At 69.9% G+C, this 16,565-nt stretch carries 14 protein-coding genes; 7 read left to right on the forward strand and 7 right to left on the reverse strand.

The window, feature by feature from the left end:
• Positions 1 to 85 precede the first annotated feature (85 nt).
• Complete coding sequence (locus DEIGR_RS07610) at positions 86 to 697, reverse strand: TetR/AcrR family transcriptional regulator (RefSeq protein ID WP_058976426.1); 612 nt, start codon at positions 695 to 697, stop codon at positions 86 to 88.
• A 151-nt stretch (positions 698 to 848) separates the two neighbouring features.
• Between DEIGR_RS07610 and ppgK the strand changes: the two genes are divergently transcribed.
• From ppgK to DEIGR_RS07625, 3 genes are all read left to right on the forward strand, one after another.
• The gene (ppgK, locus tag DEIGR_RS07615) at positions 849 to 1,667 is read left to right on the forward strand and encodes a polyphosphate--glucose phosphotransferase (RefSeq protein WP_058976427.1); all 819 of its coding nucleotides are present in this window, start codon (positions 849 to 851) and stop codon (positions 1,665 to 1,667) included.
• A 44-nt stretch (positions 1,668 to 1,711) separates the two neighbouring features.
• Positions 1,712 to 2,446, forward strand: a complete 735-nt coding sequence (locus tag DEIGR_RS07620) for a sporulation protein (protein WP_058976428.1) — start codon at positions 1,712 to 1,714, stop codon at positions 2,444 to 2,446.
• 191 nt (positions 2,447 to 2,637) lie between these two features.
• Positions 2,638 to 3,369 (forward strand): hypothetical protein, encoded by a 732-nt coding sequence (locus tag DEIGR_RS07625; RefSeq protein WP_153013671.1) that lies wholly within the window; start codon positions 2,638 to 2,640, stop codon positions 3,367 to 3,369.
• A 137-nt stretch (positions 3,370 to 3,506) separates the two neighbouring features.
• Here the strand turns inward: DEIGR_RS07625 and DEIGR_RS07630 are convergent, their stop codons facing one another.
• The 3 genes from DEIGR_RS07630 to DEIGR_RS07640 form a co-directional block, all read right to left on the reverse strand.
• Positions 3,507 to 4,178 (reverse strand): hypothetical protein, encoded by a 672-nt coding sequence (locus DEIGR_RS07630; RefSeq protein ID WP_058976430.1) that lies wholly within the window; start codon positions 4,176 to 4,178, stop codon positions 3,507 to 3,509.
• A 26-nt stretch (positions 4,179 to 4,204) separates the two neighbouring features.
• Positions 4,205 to 5,392: an RsmB/NOP family class I SAM-dependent RNA methyltransferase gene (locus DEIGR_RS07635; RefSeq protein WP_236704786.1), complete on the reverse strand. Its 1,188-nt coding sequence runs from the start codon at positions 5,390 to 5,392 to the stop codon at positions 4,205 to 4,207.
• Positions 5,393 to 5,744: 352 nt separating this feature from the next.
• Entirely contained in the window at positions 5,745 to 6,986 is a 1,242-nt protein-coding gene (locus DEIGR_RS07640) for an MFS transporter (protein WP_058976431.1), read from the reverse strand.
• A 549-nt stretch (positions 6,987 to 7,535) separates the two neighbouring features.
• On the opposite strand from DEIGR_RS07640, the gene DEIGR_RS07645 reads away from it, so the two are divergent.
• From DEIGR_RS07645 to DEIGR_RS07660, 4 genes are all read left to right on the forward strand, one after another.
• Entirely contained in the window at positions 7,536 to 8,717 is a 1,182-nt protein-coding gene (locus DEIGR_RS07645; protein ID WP_058976432.1) for a sugar ABC transporter substrate-binding protein, read from the forward strand.
• Positions 8,718 to 8,989: 272 nt separating this feature from the next.
• The gene (locus DEIGR_RS07650; protein ID WP_058976433.1) at positions 8,990 to 10,387 is read left to right on the forward strand and encodes an ABC transporter permease subunit; all 1,398 of its coding nucleotides are present in this window, start codon (positions 8,990 to 8,992) and stop codon (positions 10,385 to 10,387) included.
• The gene (locus DEIGR_RS07655) at positions 10,384 to 11,754 is read left to right on the forward strand and encodes a sugar ABC transporter permease (RefSeq protein WP_058976434.1); all 1,371 of its coding nucleotides are present in this window, start codon (positions 10,384 to 10,386) and stop codon (positions 11,752 to 11,754) included. Before DEIGR_RS07650 ends, DEIGR_RS07655 begins: the two co-directional genes overlap by 4 nt.
• Before the next feature lie 41 nt (positions 11,755 to 11,795).
• Positions 11,796 to 12,488: a DUF2259 domain-containing protein gene (locus DEIGR_RS07660; protein ID WP_058976435.1), complete on the forward strand. Its 693-nt coding sequence runs from the start codon at positions 11,796 to 11,798 to the stop codon at positions 12,486 to 12,488.
• A 63-nt stretch (positions 12,489 to 12,551) separates the two neighbouring features.
• Here the strand turns inward: DEIGR_RS07660 and DEIGR_RS07665 are convergent, their stop codons facing one another.
• From DEIGR_RS07665 to DEIGR_RS07675, 3 genes are all read right to left on the reverse strand, one after another.
• Positions 12,552 to 14,210, reverse strand: coding sequence for a VOC family protein (locus DEIGR_RS07665; protein ID WP_058976436.1), 1,659 nt, complete (start codon positions 14,208 to 14,210; stop codon positions 12,552 to 12,554).
• Between the two features lie 100 nt (positions 14,211 to 14,310).
• Positions 14,311 to 15,861, reverse strand: coding sequence for a hypothetical protein (locus DEIGR_RS07670; protein WP_236704689.1), 1,551 nt, complete (start codon positions 15,859 to 15,861; stop codon positions 14,311 to 14,313).
• Positions 15,858 to 16,556 (reverse strand): vWA domain-containing protein, encoded by a 699-nt coding sequence (locus DEIGR_RS07675; RefSeq protein WP_058978597.1) that lies wholly within the window; start codon positions 16,554 to 16,556, stop codon positions 15,858 to 15,860. The genes DEIGR_RS07670 and DEIGR_RS07675 overlap by 4 nt, the downstream gene beginning before the upstream one ends.
• Between the last annotated feature and the right edge of the window lie 9 nt (positions 16,557 to 16,565).

Consider the following 16,565-nt stretch of genomic DNA (forward strand, 5'->3'; position numbering starts at 1 on the left):
GGCCGCAGGGGGGAGCGAGTCATCAGCGCAGTGTAGACCCTGACGGGAAGCCCGGCGTGACGGAGTACCCGTTCAGGCACAGGCCTCAGCGCGCGTCGCGTTTCACGGCGCCTTCCAGGAGCAGGTTCAGCGCCAGGCGCATCTCCTCCTGCAGGGGCCGCTCGGTGCCGTACGCACTCCAGCGCAGCGCGACCATCAGGTACGTGTCGGCGATCAGGTTGCTGATGCGCTGCAGGGACAGGTCGGTGCGCATCATGCCCGCCTGATGCATGGGCCGCAGGATCAGCTCGATGACCTTGCTCAGCGGCAGCGCCTGGTACGCGGTGCGGGCCCGCTCGGGGTTGGGGTTCATGACCTCGTACGCCAGGGGCGGGAACAGGTCGCGTTCGCGGGTGTTCTCGTCCGCGAGGCGGTCCCAGACCTCGTACAGCACCGTCAGGGGGGGCGTGCCGTCGTGCAGGCGGGCCTCGGCGTGGTCGCGCAGGCGGTTCATGACCTCGCTGCCGTAGTCGAGCAGCACCGCTTCCTTGTACGGGTAGTAATTGAAGAACGTGCCGCGCGAGACGTTGCTGGCCTTGGCGATGTCGGTCGCGGTGGTCGTCTGGAACCCGCCGCGTTTGAACAGTTCAATGGCGACGTTGTAGATGCGGGCGCGGCGGCGCTCCTTCTGGCGTTCGCGCAGCGAGGTTGAATCCATGATTCCCCAGGGTATAGCGCTTTCGGTACAAAATTGCACCCCGTCCAACGGGGTTGACTGCCTCTGGCCCTGGGCCGCCAAGCAGTCAGGGCGGGGAGCCCCGAATGACACCCCCCTGACCGGCTTCCGCGCGTGCGGTACGCTGAGGCGCATGAGTGTGATCCTGGGCATCGACATCGGCGGGAGCGGCATCAAGGGCGCGCCCGTGGACACCCGCACCGGCAAGCTCACCGCCGAACGGCACCGCATCCCCACCCCCGAAGGTGCCGCCCCGGAGGACGTCAAACGGGTCGTGGCGCAGCTCGTCGAGCACTTCGGCCTCCCCGGGGCGGTCGGCGTGACCTTCCCCGGCATCGTGCAGCGCGGCCACACCCTCTCGGCGGCGAACGTCCACCCGGACTGGGTCGGCCTGAACGCCGACGCGCTGTTCACCGACGCCACCGGGCACGAGGTTCACCTGATCAACGACGCCGACGCCGCCGGACTCGCCGAGGCCCGCTTCGGCGCCGGGCAGGGCGAGACGGGCAGCGTCCTCGTGCTGACCTTCGGCACCGGGATCGGCAGCGCCCTGGTGCATGACGGCGTGCTGGTGCCCAACACCGAACTGGGCCACCTGTGGCTGCGCGACAAGCACGCCGAGACCTGGGCGTCCGACCGCGCCCGCGAACGCGACGACCTGAACTGGAAACAGTGGAGCAAGCGCGCCAGCACCTACCTGCAACACCTGGAACTGCTGTTCAGCCCGGAACTGTTCATCATCGGCGGCGGCGTCAGCAAGAAGGCCGACAAGTGGCGCGAGCACCTCAAGGCCGAACGCACCCGCGTCGTGCCCGCGCAGCTGCTGAACGAGGCCGGGATCATCGGAGCCGCCATGATGGCCGCCGGAAGCGCCCCGGCCCTGACCGCCCAGCTGGACGAACCGGCTGCCCCCAGCCCCGCGCGCCGGGCCCCCCGCAAGACCAGCGGCTGACCCGGCCCGGGAACCCGCGCGCGGCTGGCCCCGTACCGTCTGCCATGGGATTCCTCAAGAAGATGATGGCCGCCATCGGCGTCGGCGGCGCGCGAGTCGACGCCCAGGTCCACACCCCCGCCGTGCGCATCGGCGACAGCGTCACCGGCGTGCTGGTCGTGCAGGGCGGCAACCTCGACCAGCGCATCGAACGCGTGAACCTCGGCCTCGCCACCCGCTATAAAAGCGACGACAGCTACGTCTCGCACCAGCTGAGCAAGTTCCAGGTGATCCCCACCTTCGAGCTGCGCGCCGGGGAACGCCGCGAATTCCCCTTCAGCATCCCCGTCGAGGCGGGCACGCCCCTGTCGCTGCCCGGCACGCAACTGTGGCTCGCGACCGACATGGACATCGCGGGCGCCGTGGACCCCGGTGACCAGGACCACCTCCAGATCCTGCCCAGCCGCGAGATGGAGGTGCTGTTCCAGGGCGCGCAGCGCCTGGGCTTCCAGCTGAGCGGCAGCGAGATCGAGTACCACCACGGCCGCATCGTGCAGGAGATCAGCTTCCGCCCCCCGCACGGCCAGTACCGCATCGCCGAGATCGAGCTGATGCTCTTCCCGCAGGCAGGCGGCCTGGACGTCATCCTGGAAGTGGACCGCCGCGCCACGGGCGTCGCCAGCCTGTTCACCAGCGAGTTAGAACAGCGCGGCCGCTGGCACCTGAGCGCCGCCACGCTGGCCGCCGGGCCGGACGCCGTCGCCCGGGAACTCGAAGCCCGCATCCGCGCACTGCTGTAACACGGACTCCGGTTGAAAGGGTTGCAAAACCTTTCAACCCGAGCGGATGCGAGGAGGAGAAAAACGGGTTCCGGGCGTGGAGTTGGCAACCCGGTGCGGTTCCGGGTTGTCAACGAAACAGACGGAATCCGTAGAGCGCCCAGGGCCGCAGGTGCGCCCCGCGCAGCCCCTCCGGTCCGCTAGCGTGAGGCATGTCCCGCTGGACCTTCCGGTATCCGCGCCACGCCGTGTCTCCCGGCCCCTGGTGGGCACGCGCGCGGATGGCCTTGCACCTGCTGCGCCCGCAGTGGTCGCGGCGGGTGGGCGACCTGCCCGTCCCCCTGCGAGACCTGCGCTGGCCGCCCGGCGTGGTCCCGCTGGGCGTGTACCGCGACCTGACGGGAGCGCGGCACGTCCGGCTGCGGGTGCCCACCGCGTCCGAGGCGGCCTTCCGCAGCCTGGAGGCCGTGCGGGATGCCCTGCGCGCGGCTGGTCTGCCCAGCCTGTCGGGGGGGGCGGTCGGATTCGACGTGCGGGACGACCTGTTCGACCTCGGCACCGCGTGGCTGGGGACGGGTGCGCCGCGCGGGGGCGTCCTCGACCTGCCTCTCCTGCACCCTGGAAGTCCCGACGAGCAGCCCGGGCCGGGCCTGACCCTGGACGGCAGGCCGGGGCGGACCTCCGGCGGCGCGCCCCACGTGCTCCTCCCGGCCGACAGCGACCTGGGCGCTGTCCTCGACCGCTGGCAGGCCGGGGCGGCCGCTCAGGGCTGGCAGGTGCGCCCCCCACTGCGCGGGGACGGTCAGGTCCTGCTGACCTTCACGCAGCTGCAATCCACCGTGACTTTGACCGGGGTGCGCCTGCCCGGCGGCGCGTGGGGCTTCACGCTGGAACGCGACACCTGGGCGCACCTGCACCGGCTGTCCGGCGTTCAGACGCCGTGAATCATATGGACTCCGGTTGAATGGCTGACAAAGCCGCTGGGTCCGAGCGGATGCGAGCAGGAGCAAAACGGGTTCCGGACGTGGGGTTGACGGATCGGCGGTGTTCCGATCTGTCAACGAAACAAACGGAATCCGTATCAGAATTCGTCGTCGGCGGGGAAGAGCGTGGTGTTCAGCAGGGTGTAGCCCAGAGCGGTCGCGGCGTCGCCTCGCGTCCCGAGGGTGCCCATGACGGCGCGGCCCAGCGCCTCGTACTGACTGACCAGGGCCTTCCACTCGGCGGCGTTGTACAGGGAGTACGTCTCGTCCGGTCCGGGCCTGTAGGCGCGCAGGGTGGCGACGTACGCCGCGTGCTCCTTGCGGGCCTGCGCGATCAGGGCCGCGTAGCGCTGCCCGGTCTGTGCGCCCACACTGGTGCGGGCCAGCGTGGCGAGGCCCGCGAGCTGCTCCTCTATCATGGGGAACGAGCGGGGCACCGCGTGACCGTACAGGGTGCCGCCGCCCGCGCGGATGCCCGCGAACTCCCCCTCCAGCGCCCGGAGTTGCCGCACCTGCCTCCGCAGTCCGTCGATGCGGGCGCTGAGCTTCGGGTTGCCGGTCAGGCTGCGCCTGAGTGCGGCGGCGCGGCATTCGGCCCACTCGAACGCGACGTTGTCCTCGTCGGCCTCGGACCAGCCGTCCATGGCCAGCGTGGCGTAACTGCCGCTGTCCACGGCGTTAGACAGGGCGCAATTGGCGGGGGTCTGCGCCGCAGCCGACGCGGGCAGGCCGAGCAGGGCGGTGACGGTCAGGGCAGGTAGGAGGCGCATGGCCCCATCCTACCCCGACCCTGCACTCAGGCCTGTCGCTGCAGGCGGGCGATGAAGAACCCGTCCACCCCGTCCACCGGCACGGTCAGCACGCCCGGCCCGGCGGGCACGGTCGGGACCTCCAGCTGCGGAACGGCCTGCGGCGTGAACTCCGGGTGGGTGTCCAGGAACGCCTGCACGACCTCCGGCCCTTCCTGCGGCGTGACCGAGCACACCGAGTACACCAGCGTCCCGCCGGGCTGCACGAGCGCCGCGGCGTTCGGCAGCATCCGCGCCTGAAGCCCGGCCATGTCCTGCACGGCGTCCGGCGTGAGGCGCAGCTTGATCTCCGGGTGGCTGCGCAGCGTGCCGCTGCCGGTGCAGGGCGCGTCCAGCAGCACGGCAGGCGCGGGTTCGGTGGTCAGCGGCTGGGTCAGGTCGTGCGTGATGAACTGCCCCGTCAGGCCCAGGCGCTTCAGGTTCGCGCGGGCGAGGTCGTGCTTGCGGGCCACGACGTCCACGCTGGTGACCTGCGCGCCGCGCGTGGCGAGCATCGCGGCCTTCACGCCCGCCCCGCCCGCCAAGTCCAGCACCCGCGCGCCCTGCACGTCCCCCAGCGCGTCCACGCAGGCGAGGCTGGCCGGGTTGATCGGCTGCGCCTGCCCCTGCTGGAACGCAGCGGTCTGCCGCAGCGGGCGGTCCAGCGCGACGCGGTCCACGCCCTGCACGGTGCCCTCGAGGACGCTGCCCTCGTCCTCCAGCGCGCGGACGCCCGCGTCGCTCAGGCTCAACCACAGCGGCTGCGGCTCCAGCAGGTCCGCGAGCACGTCCGGGGCCTGCTGCCCGTACGCGCGGCGGTACACGTCCGCCAGCCACGCGGGCATCTCGTCCGGGATGACCTCGTCGGGGCTCAGGCTTTCCAGGCGGCGCAGCACGGCGTTCACCAGTCCGGGGGGCGCCAGTCGCGCGCCGCGCGCGAGGTTCACGTACTCGCTGACCACCGCGTGGGGCGGGGTGCCCAGGAACAGCCGCTCGAACGCCCCGGCCAGCAGCACCGCGCGGGTCTTCGGGTGGGTCTCACCGGTCAGGCGCGCGTCGAGCGCCCGCGTGAGGCTGGGCGCGTGCCGCAGCGCGCCGTACACGACGTGCGTGGCGAGTCCCGCGTCACGGGCGGGCAGGCGCGCTTCCTGCAGCGCGGCGTCCAGGGTGGGCGCGGCGAACGCTCCGGCGTCCATGACGCGCAGCAGCACGCGCACGGCGACCTCGCGGGCCGGGTTGAACGGGCCGGGCCGGTCGGTGTCGGGCCGGTTGAAAACTGATCTGGGTCGGTCGCGGGCGGTGCGGGGGCGGCGTGCGTCGGTCATCCGGGCAGTGTACGCGCGGCCCGGCAGGACGTCCAAGGCAGGCGGCCCCCACCCCAGGTCCGGGAGGGGGGCCGCAGGTGCAGGGCCGTCATACGGATTCCGTTTGTTTCGTTAACAGATCGGAAAATCACCGATCTGCCAACTCCACGCCCGGAACCCGTTTGTCTCCTCCTCGCTCCGCTCGGGTTGAAAGTTTTTGCAAACCTTTCAACCGGAGTCCTTATCAGGCGGCGGCGGGCTGCACCTTCGGGCGGACCAGCAGCATGATGGCCAGCAGGGCCAGCAGGACGCTACCGCTCAGGACGTACGGCGCGGCGTGGCTGACCGTCTGGTACAGCCCGGTGCTGATGAGCGGGCCCGCCATGCGGCCCAGGGCCAGCGCGCTGCTGTTCAGGCCCGCGACGGTGCCCTGGAGGTCCTCACCCGCCGAGAGGCTCAGGCCCGCGCTGAGGCTGGGGCTCAGGATGGCGCTGCCGATGCCCACGACCGCCAGGGCCAGCGTGATCGGCCAGAAGGCCTGCGCGGCGGGCACGAGCAGCATGCCCACGCCCATGATCAGCAGGCCCGCCGATACCAGGGGCGTGGTGGGGAGTTTCTTCGCCAGGGGGCGGATCGCGCCGCCCTGCACGAGCGCCGCGACGAAGCCGAACAGGGTCAGCATGATGCCCACGGTGCGCGCCGCGCCCTCGGGCGTCAGGCGGAGGGTGTCCTGCACGTAGAAGCCGATGGTCTGTTCCATGCCGACGCTCGCCAGGGTGGACAGTGCGCTGACGGCCAGCAGCAGGAGCACGGTGGGTTGCGAGAGCAGCGCGCGGCGGCTGCCCTTCGCGGCGACGTTCGCGCCGCTGACGCGCGTTTCGGGCAGGGTACGCCACGCGACGAGTGCGGTGACCAGGCCCAGCGCGGCGCTGAAGAATACCGGGGCGGTCAGGCTGATGCCACTCAGGGCCGCGCCGATGGCGGGGCCGAACACGACGCCCAGCCCGAACGCCGCGCCGATCAGGCCCAGGCTGGCGGCGCGGTCCTCCTTGCTGCTCAGGTCGGCCATCATGGCCTGCGCGGTGGGCAGCGTGGCGCTGGAGAGCATCCCGCCGATCACGCGCGAGGCGACAAGCAGCGTGAACAGCAGGGTGCCGCCCAGCGCGCCGTTCAGACCCGCCTGGGCGAGCACGCCGAACAGCCCGAAGCTGATCGAGAAGCCCACGAGGCCCATCAGCAGGACGGGTTTACGGCCCACGCGTTCGCTGCGGCCCCCCCAGACGGGCGAGAAGACGAACTGCATCAACGAGTAGCCGGTGGAGAACCAGCCGGTCTGCGTCTCGGTCAGGCTGAGCTGGCGGCCCAGCGGCGCGATGATCGGGAACAGGACGCTCAGGCCCAGCATGGCGATGAAGATGGTCAGGAACAGGATCAGCTTTGTTCGCCCGGTGTTGGCCTGGGCGGGGGAGGGGGCGGCGGACGACATGGGGCGAAGTATACGCCCGCACCCTGACCGGTCGGTCAGGACAGAACGGCAACGAGGGGCGGCGGTGCAGCATCTGTGCGGGTCCTCACCTCATCGCAATTCGGAGGAGGCCCTGCACGAATGCGCCGAGGCCGCTCGGGTGGGCACGCCCGGCGCTGGTGGACGAGCCGGGGTGCGCGGCTGTCTAACTGCTTTCCACGGGTTCCACACCCTCGGGGGATTTTCAACGGGTGGACGTGACGGTTAGGATTCTGTGAACCGCTTCCAGTACACCTTTCGTTCGCGTGGGCATCAGAATGCCGTCCCGGGTCATCCGCCCCGGGAACAAACTGATTTCTCCCTGACTGGGACGGCGAAACTGTCGTTGTCACCCCATTGTCAGGACACCGGTTGGGGCGTATACTGTCCCCCGAGCAACCAGAAGAATCTCGTGCCGCGGACGCTCAGCCGCGTCGACTCCGGGCGCCTCCCTGCCGTGGAAGGCCGATGGAACCAAAGATGATCCCTCGAAATGGAAGCGATTCACAGTCGCGCCATCCAAGGAGACCTATGAAAAAAGCTCTGACCATCCTGTCTCTCGCGCTGCTCGGCCAGGCCAGCGCCGCCACCATCACCGTGTGGACCCACTTCGGCGACAGCGAACTGGCGTGGCTGCGCAGCCAGGCCGCCAACTTCAAGGCCAAGACCGGCAACACCGTGAACATCGTCAGCGTGCCCTTCGGCGAGATGACCGACAAGTTCATCCAGAGCGCCCCCAAGGGCCAGGGCCCCGACCTGCTGACCACCCAGCCGCACGACCGCCTCGGCCAGCTGGCCGCCGCCGGCGTCATCGAGCCCATGGACAAGTTCGTCACCAGCCGCACCGATCTCGACAAGACCGCCCTGAACGCCATGACCTACCAGGGCAAGCTGTTCGGCATCCCCATGTTCGCCGAAGCGGTCGCCGTCGTGTACAACAAGGCCCTGGTCCCCAGCGCCCCCACCAGCTGGAACGCCTTCCTGGCCGCCGCGCAGAAGAACACCGGCAGCGGCAAGTTCGGGTACCTCGCTGACCTCAGCAACGCCTACATGCAGTACGGCATCGTCAGCGCGTACGGCGGCTACGTCTTCAAGAACAACGGCGGCACCCTGAACGTCAAGGACGTGGGCCTCGCCAACGCCGGCGCCGACAAGGCCAGCGCGTTCCTGAACGACCTGCGCTACAAGTACAACCTCGTGCCCGAAGGCGTGAACGGCGACGCCGCCAAGAGCGCCTTCGTGCAGGGCCGCCTCGGCATGTTCCTCACCGGTCCCTGGGACATGGGCGACATCAAGAAAGCCAACATCAACTACGGCATCATCCCCTTCCCGACCCCTCCCGGCGCCAGCGGCAAGTGGAGCCCCTTCGTGGGCGTGCAGGGCACCATGCTGAACAGCTACAGCAAGAACAAGGCGGTCGCCGCCCAGTTCGCCAAGCAGATCAGCTCCTCTGACGCGCAGGTCGCGTTCAACAAGGCCGGCGGCCGCATCCCCGCCAGCCTCAGCGCTCGCACCAAACTGAAGGCCGACCCCGTCGTGCAGGGCTTCGGCAAGACCATCAGCATGGGCACCCCCATGCCCAACGTGCCCCAGATGGGCGCCGTGTGGGGCCCCTGGAGCAACGCCATCGCGCAGAGCGTCCAGAAGCCCAACCAGAACTACGGCCAGATCCTCGACAAGGCCGTGCAGGAAATCAACAGCAGCATCAAGTAACCCAGGTCCGGAGGTGGGGCGAGCATGACCACAACGTCGCTCCACCCGGACCACGCAGGACGCGGAGGGACAGCGCGCCAGACTCGGCTCGCTGCCCTCCGCGTTCACGCTGTCGCCAGACTGGAACGCGCCTGGAACGCGCGCCCGGCGACTGTCTCGACGAGTGCCCTCGGCACACCCGCCGCCCCGGCGCTACCCTACTGCGAACCTGATGACCACAGCGCCCCCGGCCCGGACGGCCAGGGCTGCCCCTGCACGGAGGCCCCCACGAGATGACCACCCTGTCCCCACCCCGCGCCCGCACGACCGTCCCACCACAGGGCACGCGCGGCATCCTGCTGGCCCTGCTGATCCTGGCCGCCCTGATGGGCGCGTCCGTCCTGATCGGCTGGCTGCTGGCCACCCTGACCGCCCAGGTCGTCCCCGGCGCGCCCGCGTACCTGCTGCTGGTGTTCACGCTGCTGTCCCTGCTCGTGCTGGCCCCCCTGACCCACCGCGCGTTCCCGTGGATCACGAACTGGTTCTACCTGCTGCCCGCCCTGGTGTTCATCCTGGCCTTCACGGTGCTGCCGGTCGTGCTGACCGTGAACTACGCCTTCACGAACTACAGCGGGCAGAACAGCGGCAACCCCGACAGCGCCGCCCGCCAGCCCGCCACGCTCAGCGCCGATCGCCGCACCGTCACCCTGAGCGGACTGGAAGGCAGCGCCAGGGACTACCTGACCTGCCGCAACGACACCTGCGCCGGGGCCACCATGGTCCTGTACGACGAGGACGCCAGCGTCCCGTACCGCGTGAAGGTCGCGTCCGCGCAGGGCAACACCTTCACCCTGACCGCGCCCGCCCCGCAGAACGTGGAGGTCGCGCAGGCCACCCGCATCAACAAGATCAGCTACGTGGGCCTCGCGAACTTCCAGGAGATCTTCGGGAAGGCCAGCCGCGCCCTGTGGCCCGTGTTCCTGTGGACGGTCATCTTCGCGTTCAGCACCATCGTCCTGAACTCCCTCGCGGGCCTGATCCTGGGCATCCTGCTGTACAACAAGCGCCTCAAGGGCCGCAACGTGTACCGCACGCTGCTGTTCCTGCCCTGGGCGATTCCCACCGTGATCAGCGTGCAGATGTGGGTCGCGCTGTTCAACCAGCAGTTCGGCATCGTGAACAAGACCCTGGGCCTGCTGGGCATCGTCGCGATTCCCTGGCTGAACGACCCGCTGTGGGCGAAGATCAGCATCCTGCTCGTGAACCTGTGGCTGGGCTTCCCGTACATGATGACCGCCACCATCAGCGCCCTGAGCACCATCAACGACGACCTGTACGAGGCCGCCGAGATCGACGGCGCCAGCCGCTGGCAGCAGATCACGGGCATCACCCTGCCGCTGCTGCGCAACTCGTTCACGCCGATCCTGCTCTCGGGCTTCGCGTTCAACTTCAACAACTTCGGCATCATCTATCTGCTTACGGCGGGCGGTCCCGCCCAGGAAGGCCGTGAAAGCACCGCGCAGAGCACCGACATCCTGCTCTCGTGGGGGTACAACACCGCGTTCGTGTCCGCCGGAGGGCAGAACTTCGCGCTGGCCAGCGCCATCGCGCTGATCATCTTCTTCCTGACCCTGGCGATCAGCATCGTGAACTTCAAGGCTGCCGGCGTGTTCGAGGAGGCCCGCAAATGACCACCGCCCCCAACAACCTCCCGCCCGGCGGGTACGTTCACCGCGAACCCTCCGCCCTGCGCAAGGCGCTGCCCTGGATCATCGGGGTCGTCGTCCTGGCATTGATCGGCTGGCTGGGCGCCGCGCTGGTCGACAGCCTCAAGGACAAACAGAAGAGCTTCTCGATCTACTACGTCGACCGGGGCTGGGTGCGCTTCCTGCTGTTCCTGCTGGCCGCCAGCGGCGTGCTGGCCCTGACCAGCCTGCTGGGACAGCGGATCGGCATGGCGCGCACGGGCCGCCGCATCAGCTACGCGGCGGTGCTGGGCGACCAGCTGACCCACCTGTTCCTGATCCTGGTCGTGCTGATCGCCATCTACCCGCTGTTCTACGTGCTGATCGCCGCGTTCGACCCGCGCAACAGCCTGTTCGCCTTCCCGGACTTCGGGAACCCGAACATCTTCTACAAGACCGGCCTGCTGCCCGACCTGAAGCAGCTGAACCTGGAGAATTTCGCCAAGCTGTTCGAGGGTGTCACCATCCCCGCGTGGCAGCTGCTGCTCGCCGTGATCGGCGGGGCCGCACTGGCCGCCACACTGATCTCCCTGATCGTCAGCAAGGTCGGGCGTGACACCGACGCCCTGGCGAACGTGCGCGCCTGGGGCCTGCGCGTTCTGGTCGCCGCACTGGCCGTCCTCGTGATCTTCATGGGCCCGGCGCAGTTCACGGGCGGCAGCAACGAGAGCAAGTTCCTGCTCTCCGTGCGCAACACCCTGCTCGTGTCCGGCCTGACCGGCGTGCTGGCGATCCTGCTGTCCACCACGGCCGGGTACGCCATGGCGCGCCTGCGTTTCCCGGGCCGCTTCCAGATGCTGCTGTTCTTCATCTTCATCCAGATGTTCCCGGTGTTCCTGGCCTTGGTTGCCGTGTTCAAACTCCTGACCGACCTGGGCCTGGGCAACACCTTCGCCGGGCTGATCCTGGCGTACTCCGGCGGCGCGATCGCCTTCAACACCTGGATCTTCAAGGGGTACGTCGAGAGCCTCCCCGAGTCGCTGGAAGAAGCGGCGATGGTGGACGGCGCGACCCGCTGGCAGACCTTCACGCGCGTCGTGCTGCCCCTGTCGCGCGGGATGCTGGTGTTCATCTTCCTGAACCAGTTCATCGGCACGTACGCCGAGTTCATCCTGGCCAGCATCCTGATGACCGGCGTGGAGCACTGGACGGTCGGCGTGATGCTCCGCTCGTTCACCAGCGGCCAGTTCAGCACCAAGTGGGGCGTGTTCGCGGCCGCCGCCACGCTGGGCGCCCTGCCGATCGTGGCGCTGTTCTACGGCTTCCAGAACTTCTTCGTCGGCGGCGCGGTCGCCGGGGGCGTCAAGGAATAACCCCCTTCACGCCGCGGGTGCGGGAGGAGTACGGTGCAGATATGCGCCGACTCCTCCCGCTTCTGCTGGCCTTCGGCCTGACCAGTCTGGCCGGGGCGAACGACCGCCTGCCCCTCACCCAGGTGCGCTTCAGCGCCGACGGCACGCAGGTGATGACCGTCGTGACCGGCGAACGTGACGGCAGCGGCTTCGGACACGCGCAGGTAACCGTGCTGGACACCCGCAGTGGCCGCATCCTCCATCAGGCGACCCGCACCGCCGACGCCGGACCGGTCGGCGTCCTGAACGCCCTGCTGACCACGCCCGCCACCCGCACTGCCGTCGCTCCGTTCACCGCACGCCCCCTCTCGACGCCGCGCTCCCAGCGGGCCTACCCGGTCCCGTACCCCCGCTGGTCGGACGGCGTGCGTGCCGGGCAGGTCGAAGTGACCCCTGTGCGCCTCTGGACCCGACCTGTACCCGTCCGGCTGGAGGTCCTCCGCCTCCCCGCCCGGTGCCTATACCCGGAGATGCTCCCGCCCGGTGAACGCTCCGCCGGGTTCCGCCTCCTGGTGAATGGCCAGGAGATCTGGCGTGACCGCACCCTCCCCGCCGCGCGCGCCTGCGCCACCCGCTACACGCTGGAGCGGGTGGACGTCCAGGGCAACCGCGCCCTGTTCACCCTGCGCGCCCTGACCCCCGGCTTCGAGGGTCCGGACGCCATGCCGGTGTTCGTCGCTGCGCTCCTCAGGTAGAAAGTCGAAGGTTGATGGTTGATAGAGAAGGGATGTTCTCCATCGACCATCACCTTTCAACCATCAACTCATCGCGCCAGCGATCTCCTGCATGATGGCCCGCGCGGCGTTCAGTTCGTCCGCGTTGATGGTGTGGCCCAGGCCGGGGATGACGCGGGCGTCCACGCTGGCGCCGCGGGCGCGGAGCTGCGCGGCCGTTTCCTCGAAGCGCGAGAGGGGGATGTGCCCGTCGCGCGGGTCGACGCCCATGAACACGGGCGTGCCGGGGAAGGCGCTGCCCTGGTCCAGGGTGATCAGGCCGCCGCTGAAGGCGACCACCGCGCCGGGTTTACGTTCGGTGCGGCTGGCGTACTCCAGCGCGAGGCACGCGCCCTGGCTGAAGCCGCCCAGCACGACCCGCTCGGCGGGAAAGCCGCGCGCGGCCAGTTCGCCCATGACGGCGTCCACGGTGCCCAGCGCGCGGTCCAGGTGCGGCTGGTTCTGCTCGACTGGTGCGAGGAACGACAGGGGATACCAGGTGTTCCCCTCGGCCTGCGGGGCGAGATAAGTGAACGCACTCAGGTTGAAGTCGCGTTCCAGCGAGAGGATGTCGCTCGCCGTACCGCCCCGCCCGTGCAGCAGGACCATCGCCACGCGCGCGTCGTCCAGGGGGCGGCCCGCGGTGAAGACCTGCACGCCCGTGCCCTCGTCCTCGGGTGTGGCCTCGGGTTCAGAGGCTCCGAGGTCGCGTTGGCCGATGGTCACGCCGTACTCGCGGCTGACGATGCGCGGCACGTGCGCCTCGATCTGCGCCCGCTGCGGTTCGAACCACGCGGGGAGCTTGAGGTGCCTGCCCAGTTCCGCCACGGGTTCGTCGTCGGGGAAGCCGGGGGCGTCGGTGGCGATCTCGAACAGCACGCCATTCGGTTCGCGGAAGTAGATCGAGTGGAAGTACTGGCGGTCCTGCACGGGCGTGGGGCGGTACCCGGCGCCGGTCAGGCTGGTCATGTACGCCTCCTGCTCGGCGTCGTCGCGGGTGCGCAGCGCCACGTGGTGGATGCTGCCCGCCCCGAAGTGCCCGCGCGGCTGGCCGGGGCGTTCCACGGCGTCCACGAACAGGCCCACGCCGTCGCCACTGCCCCGGAAGCGGGTCCGGGTGCCCTCTGGGTCGGGTTCGCTGCCGACCTCCGTGAAGCCCAGCTGGCCCACCAGCAGCTGCCGCACGGCGTCCGTGTCGCGCACCCAGGCGGTCACCGAGTGGAAGCCCCGCAGTTCATGCGCGGCGTCCACCGGGGAGGCGGGCCAGGGCTGCACGGCCTGTCCGTCCTCGAACACCAGTTCCACCCAGGTGCCGTCCGGGTCCTCGAAGGTCAGGACCGGCTGCCCGAAGCGGGTGCCCCCGGTGACGGTCAGGGCGTGCGCGGCCAGCCGCTCCTGCCAGTAGGCCAGCGAGTCGGCGGGGGCGCTGTACGCGGTGGCGACGACCTCGCCGTTGCCGCGCTCGCCGCGCCCCGCGCCGGGCCAGGGGAAGTGGGTCATGATCGTGCCGGGCTGCCCGGTCTGGTCGCCGTAGTAGAAGTGGTACGTGCCGGGGTCGTCGAAGTTCACGGTGACCTTCACCAGCCGCTGGCCCAGCACCTGGGTGTAGAAATCCAGGTTGCGCTGCGGGTCGCTGGCCATGACAGTGACGTGGTGCAGACCCTGGACAGGGCTGGTGCCGGGAGCGGGTGAGAAGGTCTTCATGCCTCCATATTACTTAACATTGAACTATTAATTGAGACTCTAGTCACAAAAAGGGGAGAGGTGGGAGTCGCCCCCCACCTCTCCCTGCTGCCGCTGCCGTTCAGCCCAGCAGACCGCGCCACCCGGCCCGGCGCTGCGGGAAGCGCGCCGCCTGCACCTGCGCCGCGAACTCCTCCAGCGTCTCGTGCAGCGCCCGCGCCTCGCGCACCAGCGCCCCCGTCACCGCCTGCACCTGACCGTCCCGCTCGGACTCCCAGTGACTCAGCACCCGCTCGTTCAGGCGCGCGTGATCCGGACTCGTCACGTCACGCGGCGGGGCCAGCCGGTCGCGCGCCGCCTCCAGGTACGTGACCAGATCGGTCGCGCGGGCCACCTCGTGCCACGTCCCGCCCGCCTTCAACGCCGAGACGCGCGCCGTGAGCCGCTCGCGCTCCAGCACCCCGCGCGCCCGCTCGCGGCCCTGAATCAGCGCGGCGCCCGCCGCCATGCCCACCAGCGCCAGCGTGAACACCAGCAGCGACCAGTGCTCCGGCGTGACCGGCCCGTCCGGCGCGGCACTCAGGTCCGTCAGCTGGCCCTGCTGCGCGGCGTTCGCGGCGATCTCCTGCGTGGTCCGCAGGATGCCGTCCCAGTTCAGGAACCCCTCCACGACCAGGTACAGCAGCGTCACCGCCACGATCCCCCACACGTAATTCGCGGGGCGGCTCATGCCCGGCGTGCTGGCCGCCAGCTTCGCGCGGTACGACAGTTCATCCACCAGCCACAGCAGCAGCACGCTGAACATCACGCCCGCCGTCAGCGCGATCAGCGTCAGGTACAACCGCGACTCCGGGTTGAACAGCAGGTTGATGCTCACGCCGCTGATCAGGCCCACGAAGAACTTGCTGAACACCGCGAACGCATTGAACACCCGCTTGCTGCCGCTCTTCTGCTCGGGCGGGCGCACCGCGTGCCCCTCGGCCGCCAGCTGAGAGAGCGCCTGCTGCGTGTAGAAATCCTCGGCGGTGACCGTGTCGGGCCGCACGCCCGCCTGCGCCAGCGCCTCGAAGCGCGCCGCGCGGGCCTGCTCGATCGCCTCGGTCGCCTGCTCGTACGCGCGTTCCACGCCGCTGCTCGCCGCGTTCATGAAGTTCAGGTGCTCCTGCTGCCGCGCCCAGGACGTCCGCACGCCCACGCCCGTCTCGGCCAGCACGCGGTTCAGGGTCGTGCGGGCCAGCTCGAAGTTCACGCGGTACTGCTCCACGTTCAGCCGCAGCAGCCGCGAGCGTGACGTCAGCGCCGCCCGCGCCGCCTCGTCCCGCACGAGCTGCAGTTCCCCGCTCAGGTCGCCCAGCAGTTCCCCGAAGTGCGCGGGCGTCAGCACCGGCATGAACGCCTCGGCCGCCAGCGGATCGGGGACGGGCAGGGCCGCCTCGTAGCGCGCCGGGTCGAACGGCTCTTCGGCGGGGGGAATGACAGGCGCCACTTCCGCCTCGACGGGCGGCTCCTCGGGGAAGGGCGGCACGATCACCTGCTGCGTGTCCCCGCGCCGCTCCCGCGCGCCGTCCTCGAATTCGAGGTTCACGGTGCTCAGGTCCGGCCCGCTGAGGGTCACGCGCGACAGGGGGCGCACCTCGGTGTCCACCGGGCTGTCCGGCGTACGCTCGCTCATCGCCGGGCCGCCTTCACCTGCGCCGCGAAGGTCGGGTACACGTTCGACAGGTCGTACGCGCCCGCCAGCAGCACCCGCTTGTCGGCGGAACTGCCGCCCAGCGCCTTCACGAACGAGTCCCGGACGGACACGCCGCCCGCGCCCGCCTCGGGGCTCAGGCCCGCGACGAACAGCAGCCGGGTGTCCTTCGCGCCCAGGAAGCCCTTCACCGCCGCGCCCAGCGACGCGCGTTTCGGGTCGTCCAGCAGCGCGCCGTCCGTGAACAGCACCGTCACGTCCCCCACGCCCTTCGACTGAGCGGCCCGCTTCACGGCCTGCTGCACACCCGCCGTGATCGCGCTGCCCCGCCCGGTGCAGGGCTTCGTGAGGGCCGCCGTGTAGCGCAGGATGTCCGCCTTCGGGAGGCGCGCGCCGTTCTTCGACTGGAACCTGAAGTCCGCGACAGTCTGCACGCCGTCGCAGATGCGCAGCAGCGTGACGGTGTCCCCGGAGCGCAGCTGGTTCAGCAGGACGCTCTGCGAGAGCAGCCGCGCCTGATCCGCGTACCTGAACGCCGGGTTCTTGCTGCTGCCGGTCATGTCCACCGCGACCGTCAGGTGCAGCGGCGGCGTGGACAGCCCCAGCAGGGTCGAGGCGCTCATCGGCGCGGGCAGCAGCGTGGACAGGAGTGCGGGAACGATCATTGGGAAGGGCATGGTCACCTC

Origin of the sequence: Deinococcus grandis (genome assembly GCF_001485435.1) — a bacterium.
In the GTDB taxonomy this organism is placed as follows: domain Bacteria; phylum Deinococcota; class Deinococci; order Deinococcales; family Deinococcaceae; genus Deinococcus; species Deinococcus grandis.